At 66.3% G+C, this 12691-nt stretch carries 14 protein-coding genes; 10 read left to right on the forward strand and 4 right to left on the reverse strand.

Going from position 1 to position 12691, the window contains the following annotated elements; translation table 11 throughout:
- The first annotated feature begins 109 nt into the window (after positions 1-109).
- A complete protein-coding gene (locus QX048_RS11900; RefSeq protein WP_316166260.1) occupies positions 110-520 on the forward strand; it encodes a (deoxy)nucleoside triphosphate pyrophosphohydrolase in 411 nt (136 codons plus the stop codon).
- A 119-nt stretch (positions 521-639) separates the two neighbouring features.
- On the opposite strand, the gene QX048_RS11905 is transcribed toward QX048_RS11900, so the two are convergent.
- On the reverse strand, positions 640-1497 hold the full coding sequence (locus QX048_RS11905) for a methyltransferase domain-containing protein (RefSeq protein ID WP_316193276.1): 858 nt from the start codon (positions 1495-1497) through the stop codon (positions 640-642).
- A gap of 78 nt (positions 1498-1575) precedes the next feature.
- Here QX048_RS11905 and QX048_RS11910 point away from each other — a divergent pair, with 78 nt between their 5' ends.
- The 5 genes from QX048_RS11910 to QX048_RS11930 all read left to right on the forward strand — a co-directional run bounded on the left by QX048_RS11910 (position 1576) and on the right by QX048_RS11930 (position 4611).
- Complete coding sequence (locus QX048_RS11910) at positions 1576-2379, forward strand: ComF family protein (protein ID WP_316200497.1); 804 nt, start codon at positions 1576-1578, stop codon at positions 2377-2379.
- A 29-nt stretch (positions 2380-2408) separates the two neighbouring features.
- Positions 2409-2684: a glutaredoxin 3 gene (grxC, locus tag QX048_RS11915; RefSeq protein WP_315715197.1), complete on the forward strand. Its 276-nt coding sequence runs from the start codon at positions 2409-2411 to the stop codon at positions 2682-2684.
- Positions 2681-3559: a carbon-nitrogen hydrolase family protein gene (locus QX048_RS11920; RefSeq protein WP_315715195.1), complete on the forward strand. Its 879-nt coding sequence runs from the start codon at positions 2681-2683 to the stop codon at positions 3557-3559. The genes grxC and QX048_RS11920 overlap by 4 nt, the downstream gene beginning before the upstream one ends.
- A complete protein-coding gene (locus tag QX048_RS11925; RefSeq protein WP_315751936.1) occupies positions 3556-4032 on the forward strand; it encodes a DUF1178 family protein in 477 nt (158 codons plus the stop codon). The genes QX048_RS11920 and QX048_RS11925 overlap by 4 nt, the downstream gene beginning before the upstream one ends.
- A 141-nt stretch (positions 4033-4173) precedes the next feature.
- Positions 4174-4611 carry an EamA family transporter gene (locus QX048_RS11930; protein ID WP_316200496.1) on the forward strand — a complete coding sequence of 146 codons (438 nt, stop codon included), beginning with the start codon at positions 4174-4176 and terminating at the stop codon, positions 4609-4611.
- On the opposite strand, the gene QX048_RS11935 is transcribed toward QX048_RS11930, so the two are convergent.
- A complete protein-coding gene (locus tag QX048_RS11935; protein ID WP_316166265.1) occupies positions 4612-5511 on the reverse strand; it encodes a DMT family transporter in 900 nt (299 codons plus the stop codon).
- A gap of 233 nt (positions 5512-5744) precedes the next feature.
- On the opposite strand from QX048_RS11935, the gene QX048_RS11940 reads away from it, so the two are divergent.
- Complete coding sequence (locus QX048_RS11940; RefSeq protein WP_316170998.1) at positions 5745-6026, forward strand: GIY-YIG nuclease family protein; 282 nt, start codon at positions 5745-5747, stop codon at positions 6024-6026.
- A 102-nt stretch (positions 6027-6128) separates the two neighbouring features.
- Here the strand turns inward: QX048_RS11940 and ubiG are convergent, their stop codons facing one another.
- Together ubiG and QX048_RS11950 are read right to left on the reverse strand one after the other, a co-directional pair.
- On the reverse strand, positions 6129-6893 hold the full coding sequence (gene ubiG / locus QX048_RS11945; RefSeq protein ID WP_409977941.1) for a bifunctional 2-polyprenyl-6-hydroxyphenol methylase/3-demethylubiquinol 3-O-methyltransferase UbiG: 765 nt from the start codon (positions 6891-6893) through the stop codon (positions 6129-6131).
- A gap of 47 nt (positions 6894-6940) precedes the next feature.
- Complete coding sequence (locus QX048_RS11950; RefSeq protein WP_316200495.1) at positions 6941-7408, reverse strand: PH domain-containing protein; 468 nt, start codon at positions 7406-7408, stop codon at positions 6941-6943.
- A 147-nt stretch (positions 7409-7555) separates the two neighbouring features.
- Between QX048_RS11950 and QX048_RS11955 the strand changes: the two genes are divergently transcribed.
- The 3 genes from QX048_RS11955 to prfA all read left to right on the forward strand — a co-directional run bounded on the left by QX048_RS11955 (position 7556) and on the right by prfA (position 12530).
- Entirely contained in the window at positions 7556-8812 is a 1257-nt protein-coding gene (locus QX048_RS11955) for an aspartate kinase (protein WP_315715188.1), read from the forward strand.
- Between the two features lie 302 nt (positions 8813-9114).
- Positions 9115-11382 carry a phosphoenolpyruvate--protein phosphotransferase gene (gene ptsP / locus QX048_RS11960; protein WP_315715187.1) on the forward strand — a complete coding sequence of 756 codons (2268 nt, stop codon included), beginning with the start codon at positions 9115-9117 and terminating at the stop codon, positions 11380-11382.
- 62 nt (positions 11383-11444) lie between these two features.
- Positions 11445-12530: a peptide chain release factor 1 gene (gene prfA / locus QX048_RS11965; protein ID WP_316200494.1), complete on the forward strand. Its 1086-nt coding sequence runs from the start codon at positions 11445-11447 to the stop codon at positions 12528-12530.
- The last annotated feature ends 161 nt before the right edge of the window (positions 12531-12691 follow it).

Here is a 12691-nt window from a genome sequence, read left to right on the forward strand (position 1 = left end):
TGGCTTATTTCGACCGTGGAAACCGGGCTCGAAACGGCCTAGGTTAAGATTCCCTCAACAGGCGCACTTGGTTCTCGGACCGGCGCATCCCTCTCAAACCGATCGGACCATGCCCGACCTGAAACTCACGCTCGTGGTCGCCTGCGCGCTCGTCGACGCCGACAATCGTGTGCTGCTGGCGCAGCGGCCGCCCGGCAAGACGCTCGCGGGACTCTGGGAGTTTCCCGGCGGCAAGCTCGAGCCCGGCGAGCGCCCCGAAGCCAGCCTGATCCGCGAGCTCGACGAGGAGCTCGGCATCATCGTGCGCGAGGCCTGTCTCGCGCCGCTGACGTTTGCCAGCCACGGCTATGAGACGTTCCATCTGTTGATGCCGCTCTACATCTGCCGGCGCTGGGAAGGCGTGGTCACCGCGCGCGAGGGACAGCAGCTCGCCTGGGTGCGGCCGAACAAGCTGCGCGACTACCCGATGCCCCCGGCGGACATTCCGCTCCTGCCGCATCTGATCGATCTGCTGATGTGAGGCGCCGCGATAGCCTCACGCTCACTCGTCATGCGCGGGCTTGACCCGCGCATCCATCGACATTCGGACTCTTCAAGAGGGATGGATCGCCGGGTCAAGCCCGGCGATGACGAGAGTAGCTATTCATCAGCTCCCGCGCGCGGGCTCCGGTTCACTGCCGCCTCGAGGCTCGCCGTCGCCGAACCCGGCTTCAGCGGCTTCTGCTGGCTCTCGTGCGGGGCCCAGCCTGACAGCCAGATGATGTCGAAGGTGGCGCGGATACGGCCGTCGGGATCGGCGAAGCGCTCGGCATAGATCTGGGCCATGCGCAGCAGGGTGGCGCGGCGCAGCGGCGTGCGGCGGCGCTCGACCAGGCTGTTGGTCGCGCCCATGCGGCGGAGATCCTGCATCAGGCCGAGCGCGCTGGCATAGCGGACCACGACGCGGTCGACGTCGGTGACGGGTAGCGCGAAGCCGGCACGCTGCAGCAGACCGCCGATGTCGCGCAGATCGGCGAACGGCGCGACACGCGGCGAGACGCCGCCCTCGCATTCGGCTTCGGCGGCGGCGAAGCTCTGCCGGAGCTCGGTCAGCGTATCGCCGCCGATCAGCGCCGCCAGCAGCAGACCATCGGGACGCAAGGCCCGGCGAATCTGCACCAGCAGTCCGGGCAGATCGTTGACGAATTGAAACGCCAGCGCCGACAGCGCGAGATCGAGCGACTGCGCGGCCAACGGCAGCCGCTCGTCCGCGGTGGCGGGCGCGGCGATATGCGCGAGCTGCGAGAGGCGTCCCGAAAGATACGGCTTCAAGCCGGCGGCCGGCGTCCAGACGTCGGCAGCCGCGGTGAAGGACCGGTTCACCGCGGCAAGGCGATCCGCGACATCCTCGGCGACGCGCTCCAGCAGGAAGGTCTCGGGCGCGCGCGCAGCCCGCCGCAGCCTGAGCGCGAGCAAGCTGCGATCGAACAGAACGGGAGCGGTGCCGGGCGGGGTCATGGGGGCTGGTTACGCCGATCCTGGTGGCCGGGCAATGCACCGCTTGAGCCGCGTGGGTTGCGGCGCTAGCCTCAACACATGGGTGTGACGTTTGCTCCAATCAGCGTCGGACGACTTCGTGCAGCCGTGGGCGCGCTGCATGGCAGTCTCGCGCGCGTTGCGAAGCTCGCACTCGACGTCGCGCTTCCCACCCTGTGCATCTGCTGCCGCGAGCCGGTCGACGGCGAGGGCGTGTGTGCGGCCTGCTGGGGCAAATTGTCGTTCATCGAGCGGCCGTATTGCCCGAAGCTCGGCATCCCCTTCGTCTACGATCCGGGCCCCGAGCTGCTGTCGATGGAAGCCATCGCGGCGCCACCGGCCTATGCCCGCGCCCGCGCCGCCGTGCGCTATGACGAGGTCGCCCGCACCCTGGTGCATCAGCTGAAATATCAGGACCGCACCGATCTGGCGCCGATCATGGGCCGCTGGATGGCTCGCGCCGGCCGCGAGCTGCTGGCCGAGGCCGACCTCGTGGTGCCCGTGCCGTTGCACTGGCGGCGCGGCTTCAGCCGGCGTTACAACCAGTCCGGCGCGCTGGCGCGGGTGATCGCCCGGTCCAGCGGCGTCCGAATGCAGGGCGATGCGCTGCGCCGCGTGCGGGCGACCGAGCAGCAGGTCGGCCTGTCGCGCGCCCAGCGCGCCAGCAATGTGCAGGGCGCATTCCAGGTATCTTCAGACCGCCTGCATGACGTGCAGGGGCGCCGCATCGTCATCGTCGACGACGTGCTGACCACCGGCGCGACGGTGGATGCCTGCGCCCGCGCTCTGCTGCGCGCCAAGGCGGCCGAGGTCAGCGTGCTGGTTTTCGCCCGGGTTGTCGATGCCCCCCGCGCTCCCATATAATCTGTCGTTCCGTAACAGCTGAGCGCGACATGACCGCTGCGATCGAAATCTATACCCGTCCGGGGTGCGGCTACTGCACGGCCGCCAAATCGCTTCTGACCCGCAAGAACGTTGCCTTCACCGAGCATGACGCGGGCAAGGATCCGACGATCCGGCAGAAGATGTATGATCGTGTCGGCCCGGGCTCGACCTTTCCGCAGATCTTCATCGGCCACACCCATGTCGGCGGCTGCGACGACCTCTATGCGCTCGATCGCGAGGGCCGGCTCGACGCCATGCTGGCGGGAGACAAGGCGACATCATGAGCAACGACCGCAGCTTTACCGCCGCCATGGTGCAGATGCGCACCTCGCTCCTGCCCGAGCCGAGCCTCGAGCAGGGCATCAGGCTGATCCGGGAAGCGGTCGCGCAGGGCGCGGAGTACGTCCAGACGCCGGAAGTGAGCAACATGATGCAGCTCAACCGGACGGCGCTGTTCGAGCAGCTCAAGAGCGAGGCGGACGATCCCTCTCTCAAAGCCTATCAGGCGCTCGCCAAGGAGCTGGGCATCCATCTGCACATCGGATCGCTGGCGCTGCGCTTCTCGGCAGACAAGGCCGTGAACCGCTCGTTCCTGATCGGGCCCGAGGGCAACGTGCTGGCGAGCTACGACAAGATCCACATGTTCGACATCGACCTGCCGGGCGGTGAGAGCTATCGCGAGTCCGCCAACTATCAGCCGGGCGAGACGGCCGTGATCTCGGATCTGCCCTGGGGTCGTCTGGGGCTGACGATCTGCTACGACGTGCGCTTCCCGGCGCTGTATCGCGCGCTGGCCGAGAGCGGCGCCTCCTTCATCAGCGTGCCCTCCGCCTTCACCCGCAAGACCGGCGAGGCGCACTGGCACACGCTGCTGCGCGCCCGCGCCATCGAGACGGGATGCTTCGTGTTCGCCGCCGCCCAGTGCGGCCTGCACGAGAACAAGCGCGAGACCTTCGGCCACTCGCTGATCATCGATCCATGGGGCGAGATTCTCGCCGAGGGCGGCGTCGAGCCCGGCGTGATCATGGCGCGCATCGATCCGTCGCGGGTCGAGAGCGTGCGCCAGACCATTCCTTCGCTGCAGCACGGCCGCCGGTTCGGCATCGCCGACCCCAACGCGGGTCCGGACTATCTGCACCTGGTGCGGGGCTCGGCATGATCCGCTATGCGCTGCGCTGCGAGCGTGACCATACGTTCGAAAGCTGGTTCCAGAGCTCCTCGGCCTACGATTCGCAGGTGAAGCGCAAGCTGGTGGAATGCCCGACCTGCGGCTCGACCAAGGTCGAGAAGGCGATCATGGCGCCGCGCATCGTCAGCAAGAAGGGCCGCGAGGCCGTGCCGGTACCGGCCTCACCGACGCCAGCGCAGGAAGTGATTCCGCCGGGATCGACCGCGCTGATGATGGCGCAGGAGCGCGAGCTGCGCGCCAAGCTCAAGGAGCTGCGCGACCACATCGTCAAGAACGCCGACGATGTCGGCGAACGATTCCCGACCGAAGCCCGCAAGATGCATTACGGCGAGACCGAGCACCGGCCGATCTATGGCGAGGCCTCGCTCGACGAGGCCCGCGAACTGATCGAGGAAGGCATCGAGGTCGCGCCGATCCCGGTGCTGCCGGACGACCGGAATTGAGCAATAGAGACGCCCTCTCCGTCATTGCGAGCGAAGCGAAGCAATCCAGCGCCGGGCAAAGATTCTGGATTGCTTCGCTTCGCTCGCAATGACGGTTGAAATACCTTGTCTCGAACTGCCTTCTTGGTCTGAGCGATAGCGATGTCCCCCCTCTCCTCCTCCTGGCAGCTCTGGGCTCTCCTCTCCGCGCTGTTTGCGGCCCTCACCGCCATCTTTGCCAAGGTCGGCGTCGAGGGGCTCAACTCCGACCTCGCTACGCTCATCCGCACGGCGATCGTGCTGGTGACGCTGGCGCTGATCCTGTTTTCGACAGGCCAGCTGACGAGCCCCGGCCCGATCTCGATGAAGAGCTGGGTCTTCCTGACGCTGTCGGCGCTCGGCACCGGCGCCTCGTGGTTGTGCTACTTCCGCGCTCTGAAGCTCGGCCCGGCGACCTTGGTCGCGCCGATCGACAAGCTCAGCGTCGTGCTGGTCGCCTTGTTCGGCGTCGTGTTTCTCGGCGAACGACCGAGCCTGCAGGGCTGGATCGGCATCGCGCTGATCGCGGCCGGCGCCGTGCTGATCGCGATCAAGGGCTGACTACACGGCGACCAGCAGCGCCACGCCGGCGACGATCAGCGTGATGCCGCCGATCTCGCGCAGCGAAACCGGCTGCTTGAACGAATAGTACGACACGCCCTGCGCGAACAGTACCTCGATCAGCGCGAGCGTGCGGACGTTGGCGGCCGCGGTCAGCGCGAACGCCAGGAACCAGAATTGCGATGCGAAGGCGCCGACGAAGCCGGCCATCATCGATGGCCGCCACAGCGACAGGATTCCGCGCAGGATGTCGGGCGCGCGCGCCAGCAGATAGACGGTGAGGAGCGCCGTCTGCACGAATAGGCCCCAGACCAGCGTGTACGACGCGGCGGTGACGAAGGACACGCCGTCGACGGTGATGATGGCGCCGCGGAAGCCGACGGCCGACAAGGCGAACGACGCCGCGGCAACCAGGCCGGTTACGGTCGGCCTCAACTCGGCAAAGCTCTTCTCACCGCCGGGCCTGAGGGCGGTGATGACGACGCCGATGGTGGCGATCAGGATCGCGATCACCTTTGGAAGCGAGAGCGGATCGCCGAGAAAGATGAAGCCGAAGATCGCGGTCTGGATCGCCTCGGTCTTCAGATAGGCCGTGGTGACGACGAAGGAGCGGTCAGTCATCGCCAGCAGCATCAGCCCGGTGGCGATGATCTGGCTGAGCGCACCGAGCAGCAGCCACGGCCAGAACACCGCCGGCGGCCACGGCAGGTGGTCGCCGGTGGCCAGCAGCACCGCGGTCAGGAACACCAGCGAGAACGGAAAGCCGAACAGGAAGCGGATATTGGTCGCACCCCAGGTGCCGAGCTTCGCCGTCAGCGACCGCTGCATCGCATTGCGCGCGACCTGGCCAGCGGCGGCGACCAGCGTAAAGGGAATCCAGAGCGAGGTGATGGAGAGCATGCGGCACAATGCAGTAGTGAGATTGGCACCGTGACGACCACGGGGCGCTGGGTCAACAGCGGTGAGGCGGTTCAGCCGCATGTCAGGATTGCAGCTCTCGCCGGAAGGGCCAGGACGGATTGCGTCTTGTGGTAAGCTCGCGCCACACATCCGGTGTCGTCCCTGCGAACGCAGGGACCCATAACCACCGGCTTCAATTGGGTTAGGCGATCCATCCACGCGATGGTGCGGCGATGTACTATGTCTATATTCTCGCCAGCGGCCGTCACGGTACGCTGTACATCGGTGTGACCAACTCGTTACGGACGCGGCTCGAGCAGCATCGCAAGGGCGAAGGCTCGGAGTTCGTGAAGAAGTACGGGGTGTTTCGGCTGGTCTATGTCGAAATCTACACTGTTGCTGCGGAAGCGGTCACCCGCGAGAAGCAGCTCAAGCGCTGGAAGCGTGATTGGAAAATCGAACTGATCGAGCGCGACAATCTTGAATGGCGCGATCTCAGCGACCTGATCTCCTAGCGTGCCTCAAACCCCTCCCTGTGGTTATGGGTCCCTGCGTTCGCAGGGACGACACCGGTTATGGAGCGGCAGACGGGTCAAGCTGATGATTGGCCGCGCGCGCTAAACCATCTGCTCGGCGACCATCATGTAGTTCACGTCCATGTCGGTCGACAGGCTCCAGCGGTCGGCGAACGGGCTGTAGACCACGCCGCTCTGCTCGGTGATGACCAGGCGGTTGTCGAGCAGGTATTTCGTCAGCTCGTCCGGCGTGACGAACTTGCTCCACTCATGCGTGCCGCGCGGCAGCCAGCGCAGCACGTATTCGGCGCCGACGATGGCGAGCGCAAAGCTCTTCCAGTTGCGGTTGAGGGTCGAGACCACCATCATGCCGCCCGGCTTCAGCACCGCGGCACAGCGGCCGAGGAAGGCGCTGACGTCGGTGACGTGCTCGACGACCTCCATCGCCAGCACGATGTCGAAGCGCTCGCGCGGGTCCATCTCCTCGATCGTGGTGCAGCGGTAGTCGATCGACAGATGACCCTTCTCGGCATGCAGCCTGGCGGCGGCAATGTTGCTGGCCGAGGGGTCGACGCCGACGACCTGCGCGCCCAGCCGCGTGAATGGCTCGCACAGCAGTCCCGCGCCGCAGCCGATGTCGAGCATGCGCAGCCCCGACAGGCAGTTGAGGCTCTTGGCGTTGCGCTCGAATTTCCGGCAGGCGGCATCGCGGATGTAGGTCAGGCGCAGCGGGTTGATCTTGTGCAGGGGCGCCATCTTGCCCTTGGGGTCCCACCACGTCTCGGACAGTTTCGAGAACTTCGCGATCTCGGCCGGATCGACGGTCGAGCCGGAGGGAACAGAAGTGCTGCGGGAATCCTGAGGCATTGTCATCGCTGAATACTCAATGATCGAAGCTGCGGCGCCGTACCGGGCTAACGCGCCGTGATGGCGTTCCGGAACGCCAGCGGCTCCGCGATGGTCGAAATGGTTTCCTTGCCCTCGCCCACACCCAAGATGGTGACATCGCCGTAATTGAGAACCCGTCCCATGATGGTCTGGTTGACGTCGACGCTCTCGACCTTGTCGAGAGCCATCTCGAAGGTACGGCGCTTGATGAAACCGGTTTTGTGCACGACACGGCGATTGGTGACGTCCGTCTCGGTGGTGAGGCGATGGAACCAGGCCCGAACCGTCCAATACAGGGCAATAATGGCGATGACGGCGGCGGTGGCCAGGCACAGCATGACCAGATTGTCGTTCACGGTCATGCGGGAGAGGACGAGCAATCCAAACACGACGATCCAGGCCCCGATCGCCGGCAGGTAGAACATCCAATGTGCATTGGTCGAATACAGCACCTTCTCGCCGGGTTGCAGGATTTCGTCGATGTAACGCGCCATTCCAAAGCCTCTACCTGACCCTGTCACCACAAGGAACCGTCTTGCCCCCAGCCGCGGCGCTATGTATACGCGCGTTTCGGCTGGCGCGCCTCCGGTTTCGCGCCCAGCCGGTCAACTTATCCTCCTGATGGGAATGAGCGCGTCGTCATGGGTCGCCTCGTGCTGAAATTCGGCGGCACATCCGTCGCCAACATCGACCGCATCCGCAACGTCGCGCGCCACGTCAAGCGCGAGGTCGACGCCGGTCATGAGGTCGCCGTCGTGGTCTCGGCCATGTCCGGCAAGACCAACGAACTGGTCGCCTGGTGCACCGAGGCGTCGCCGATGCACGATGCGCGTGAATACGATGCCGTCGTGGCCTCGGGCGAGCAGGTCACGTCCGGCCTGCTGGCGATCGTGCTGCAGAGCATGGGCATCCAGGCCCGCTCGTGGCAGGGCTGGCAGATCCCGATCAAGACCAGCGATGCCCATGCCTCGGCGCGAATCGTCGATATCGACGGCTCCGAGCTGATCCAGCGCTTTCGCGACCGCAAGGAGGTCGCGGTCATCGCCGGCTTCCAGGGCATCAACGCCGAAACCGGGCGAATCACCACGCTCGGCCGCGGCGGCTCGGACACCTCGGCGGTGGCGATCGCGGCCGCCATCAAGGCCGACCGCTGCGACATCTATACCGACGTCGACGGCGTCTATACCACCGACCCCCGGGTGGTGCCGAAGGCCAAGCGGCTCGACAAGATCGCCTTCGAGGACATGCTGGAGCTGGCGTCGCAGGGCGCCAAGGTGCTGCAGGTCCGTTCGGTGGAACTGGGCATGGTGCACAACATGCCGATCTTCGTCCGCTCCTCATTCGACAAGCCCGAGGATATCGACCCGCACGCCAACCAGCCGCCGGGGACGCTGATCTGCAGCGAGGAACAAATCATGGAAAATCACGTCGTGACCGGCATCGCCTTCTCCAAGGACGAGGCCCAGATCTCGGTGCGCCAGATCGAGGACAAGCCGGGCGTCGCCGCCTCGATCTTCGGACCACTGGCGGATGCCAATATCAACGTCGACATGATCGTCCAGAACGTCTCCGAAGACGGCAAGACCACCGATCTCACCTTCACGGTGCCGGCCACCGATTACAATCGCGCGCGCGAGACCATCACCGCGGCCAAGGACAGGATCGGCTATCAGCGCCTGGATACCGCGACCGACGTCGCCAAGGTTTCGGTGATCGGATCGGGCATGCGCAGCCATGCCGGCGTCGCCGCCAAGGGATTTGCCGCGCTCGCCGCCCGCAACATCAACATTCGCGCGATCACGACCTCCGAGATCAAGTTCTCGGTGCTGATCGACGCCGCCTACACCGAGCTCGCCGTCCGCACGCTGCATACGCTCTACGGACTGGACCAGGCCTAGAAAATCCTCCTCCGCGACCACACCTGTCCCGTTCTGTGACAGCGGGACGGGCCGGAGATCGTTCGAAAGCCGTTGACGCCGCCCGCGGTGGCAGGCGTTTTGCTTGGCAAAACAAGCCCTAATTCGCTATACGCCATCGCAGGATGGCAGCCGCAAACTGTGCTCCAGTGAAGGTTGTTCTGGTTCGGGCCGGCACTCTGAGCGTGCGATAGTGCCGAATCGAGAAAGCTGTTCGATGCCGCGAGTTTAGCGCCAGATCCGGCCGCGTGCCGGGCTGGCCCCAGGAAGGGGGATTGTGCCACATGCGAAGCGCGTCGGGAGGCCCCCGCGTCCTGCTCAGACGGCTTCGCGAGACCATGGCGGAGCAGGTCTCGGCACAGGAGCGGCTCGACAAGATCGTGGTGCTGATCGCGGCCAACATGGTCGCGGAGGTCTGCTCGGTCTATGTGCTGCGCGTCGACAACACGCTGGAGCTCTACGCTACCGAAGGTCTGAACCGCGACGCCGTGCACATGACCGTGCTGAGCGCGCATGAAGGCCTCGTCGGCCTCGTCGCCAGCGAAGCGACGCCGCTCAACCTGAACGACGCGCAGAGCCATCCCGCCTTCTCGTATCGGCCGGAGACCGGCGAAGAGATCTACCACTCCTTCCTTGGCGTGCCGATCCTGCGCGCCGGCAACACGCTCGGCGTGCTGGTGGTGCAGAACCGAGCCAAGCGCACCTATGTCGAGGAAGAGGTCGAGGCGCTGCAGACCACCGCGATGGTGCTCGCCGAGATGATCGCCTCCGGCGAGCTCGCAGCACTGGCGCAGCCCGGCGCCGAGCCGGCGGCGCGGCACTCGATCCACAAGACCGGCACGGTGCTGTCCGATGGCATCGCGCTCGGCCATGTCGTGCTGCACGAGCCGCGCGTCGTCATCAACAACTACATCGCCGAGGACCTGCCCAAGGAGATCAAGCGGCTCGACGCCGCGCTGCTCAAGCTGCGCGCCGACCTCGACCGCATGCTGGAGCGCGGCGACGTCGCCGATGGCGGCGAGCACCGCGAGGTGCTCGAAGCCTATCGCATGTTCGCCAACGACCAGGGCTGGTCGCACAAGCTGCACGAGGCGGTGGCGACCGGCCTCACGGCGGAAGCCGCCGTCGAGCGCGTGCAGTCGGACACCCGCGCCCGCATGCTGCGCTCGACCGATCCGTATCTGCGCGAGCGGCTGCACGACCTCGAGGATCTCGGCTACCGGCTGCTGCGTCAGCTCGTCGGCCAGGACCACGCGCCGCGGCGCGAGCACCTGCCGGACAACGCCATCCTGATCGCACGCGCGATGGGTCCGGCGGCGCTGCTCGACTACGACCGCAAGCGGCTGCGCGGCCTCGTGCTCGAGGAAGGCACCGCCAATTCGCATGTCGCGATCGTGGCGCGTGCACTGGGCATTCCCGCCGTCGGCGAGGTGCCGAACGCGCCGGGCATCGCCGATCCCGGCGACGCCATCATCGTCGATGGCACCTCAGGCTCGATCTATGTGCGCCCGTCGTCGGAGATCGAATCCGCCTATGCCGAGCGGGTGCGCTTCCGCGCCCGCCGTCAGGCGCAATATGGCGAGCTGCGCAACAAGCCCTGCGTGACCAAGGACGGCCAGCCGGTCGAGCTGATGATCAATGCCGGCCTGGTCATCGACCTGCCGCACATCGAGGACACCGGCAGCGCCGGCATCGGCCTGTTCCGCACCGAGCTGCAATTCATGGTGTCCGCCAGCCTGCCGCGCTCGAGCGACCAGCTGGCGCTGTATCGCACGGTTCTCGACGCCGCCGGCCACAAGCCGGTCACGTTCCGCACCTTGGACATCGGCGGCGACAAGGCGCTGCCGTACATGGAGACCGTGATCGAGGAGAATCCGGCGCTCGGCTGGCGCGCGATCCGCCTCGGCCTCGACCGTCCGGGCCTGCTGCGCGGCCAGATCCGGGCGCTGCTGCGCGCCGGCGGCGGCCGCTCGCTGCGCATCATGTTCCCGATGATCTCGGAAGTCGCCGAGTTCGACACGGCCAAGGCGATCGTCGAGCGCGAGCTGACCTATCTGCGCCAGCACGGCCATACGCTGCCGGAACGCGTCGACGTCGGCACCATGCTCGAGGTCCCGGCGCTGCTGTATCAGCTCGACGAGCTGCTTTCGAAGGTCGACTTCATCTCGGTCGGCTCGAACGACCTGTTCCAGTTCCTGTTCGCGGTCGATCGCGGCAATGCCAAGGTCTCCGAGCGCTTCGACACGCTGTCGACGCCGATCCTGCGGGCGTTGCAGCAGATCGTGCACAAGGCCAAGGCCGCCAAGCGGTCGGTGTCACTGTGCGGCGAGATGGCCTCCAAGCCGATCGGCGCATTGGCACTGATCGCGCTCGGCTACCGTTCGCTGTCGTTGTCGGCCACCGCGCACGGCCCTGTGAAGGCGATGATCCTCGAACTCGACGCCGGCAAGGCGGCGACGAAGATGGCCGAATGGCTGGCCGCGCCGGCCGGCAGCTTCTCGATGCGGCAGAAGCTGACCGAGTTCGCCGAGAGCGAAGGCCTCGCGCTGTAGCGGGTCTGTCGCGGCCTGCGCGTCTTCCGTTCGTATCGTTTGCTCCTAGAACAGATTGCATCATGTCGTCGCTTCCCCAAGCCAAACTGGATGTCCTGCTCGCGCATCACGCCTCGCTCGAGGCGGAGCTGCTCGGCCAGGTCAATTCCGACCGCTACGTGCAGATCACCCGTGAGCTGGCCGAGCTCAATCCGCTGATCGACGCGGTGAAGGCCTATCGCGCCGGCGTCAAGGAGCTCGCCGACACCGAGGCGCTGATCGCCGATCCCACCACCGATGCCGAAATGCGCGCGATGGCCGAGGCCGAGCGCGACGAGCTGATCGCGCGCCGCGGCGAGCTTGAGCAGAAGATCCGTCTCGCGCTGCTGCCGAAGGATGCGATGGACGACCGCAACGTCGTGCTCGAAATCCGCGCCGGCACCGGCGGCGACGAGGCCTCGTTGTTCGCCGGCGACCTGTTCCGGATGTATGAGCGCTTCGCCGCCCTGCAGGGCTGGAAGGTCGAGGTGGTCTCGGCCTCCGAAGGCACCGTCGGCGGCTACAAGGAGATCATCGCCGAGGTGCAGGGCCGCGGCGCCTTCGCCAAGCTGAAGTTCGAATCCGGCGTGCACCGCGTGCAGCGCGTGCCCGATACCGAGACGCAGGGCCGCATCCACACCTCCGCGGCGACGGTCGCCGTGCTGCCCGAGGTCGAGGATGTCGACGTCGACATCAAGCCGGACGACCTGCGCATCGAGACCATGCGCGCGCAAGGCGCCGGCGGCCAGCACGTCAACAAGACGGAATCGGCGATCCGCATCACCCATATCCCGACCGGGATCGTCGTGATGATGCAGGACAGCCGCTCGCAGCACAAGAACCGCGCCTCCGCGATGAACATCCTGCGCTCGCGCATCTACGACGCCGAGCGGCAGAAGGTCGACGCGGCCCGCTCGGCCGAGCGCAAGGAGAAAGTCGGCTCGGGCGACCGCTCGGAGCGCATCCGCACCTATAATTTTCCGCAAGGGCGCGTCACCGACCACCGCATCAACCTGACGCTCTACAAGCTGCCGCAGGTGATCGCCGGCGAAGCGCTGGGCGAACTCATCGACGCGCTGACGACCGAGCACCAGGCCGCGCAGCTCGCCGCGCAAGGTGCTGCGGCGTGATGCGCACCGGCGCATTGCAGGAGGCGATGCGACGCTGCCCCGACACAAACGGTGTCGTCCCGGCGAACGCAGGGACCCCTAACCACCGGCCTTCGTGGCTGTCACAGAAGGCAACTCCGACCGCCCGTCCCGCCACGGCACGGCGTATGGCTCCCCGCGTT

Origin of the sequence: Bradyrhizobium sp. SZCCHNS30572 (genome assembly GCF_032484415.1) — a bacterium.
GTDB lineage: Bacteria > Pseudomonadota > Alphaproteobacteria > Rhizobiales > Xanthobacteraceae > Bradyrhizobium.

Bases quoted from the DNA above. Each gene is read 5' to 3' on its own strand.
- ptsP (WP_315715187.1), top strand. From the start codon at position 9,115: ATGCGAAGCGCGTCGGGAGGCCCCCGCGTCCTGCTCAGACGGCTTCGC.
- QX048_RS11900 (WP_316166260.1), top strand. From the start codon at position 110: ATGCCCGACCTGAAACTCACGCTCGTGGTCGCCTGCGCGCTCGTCGAC.
- QX048_RS11910 (WP_316200497.1), top strand. From the start codon at position 1,576: ATGGGTGTGACGTTTGCTCCAATCAGCGTCGGACGACTTCGTGCAGCC.
- QX048_RS11940 (WP_316170998.1), top strand. From the start codon at position 5,745: ATGTACTATGTCTATATTCTCGCCAGCGGCCGTCACGGTACGCTGTAC.
- ubiG (WP_409977941.1), bottom strand. From the start codon at position 6,893: ATGCCTCAGGATTCCCGCAGCACTTCTGTTCCCTCCGGCTCGACCGTC.
- QX048_RS11935 (WP_316166265.1), bottom strand. From the start codon at position 5,511: ATGCTCTCCATCACCTCGCTCTGGATTCCCTTTACGCTGGTCGCCGCC.
- QX048_RS11925 (WP_315751936.1), top strand. From the start codon at position 3,556: ATGATCCGCTATGCGCTGCGCTGCGAGCGTGACCATACGTTCGAAAGC.
- QX048_RS11920 (WP_315715195.1), top strand. From the start codon at position 2,681: ATGAGCAACGACCGCAGCTTTACCGCCGCCATGGTGCAGATGCGCACC.
- QX048_RS11955 (WP_315715188.1), top strand. From the start codon at position 7,556: ATGGGTCGCCTCGTGCTGAAATTCGGCGGCACATCCGTCGCCAACATC.
- QX048_RS11950 (WP_316200495.1), bottom strand. From the start codon at position 7,408: ATGGCGCGTTACATCGACGAAATCCTGCAACCCGGCGAGAAGGTGCTG.
- QX048_RS11905 (WP_316193276.1), bottom strand. From the start codon at position 1,497: ATGACCCCGCCCGGCACCGCTCCCGTTCTGTTCGATCGCAGCTTGCTC.
- QX048_RS11930 (WP_316200496.1), top strand. From the start codon at position 4,174: ATGTCCCCCCTCTCCTCCTCCTGGCAGCTCTGGGCTCTCCTCTCCGCG.
- grxC (WP_315715197.1), top strand. From the start codon at position 2,409: ATGACCGCTGCGATCGAAATCTATACCCGTCCGGGGTGCGGCTACTGC.
- prfA (WP_316200494.1), top strand. From the start codon at position 11,445: ATGTCGTCGCTTCCCCAAGCCAAACTGGATGTCCTGCTCGCGCATCAC.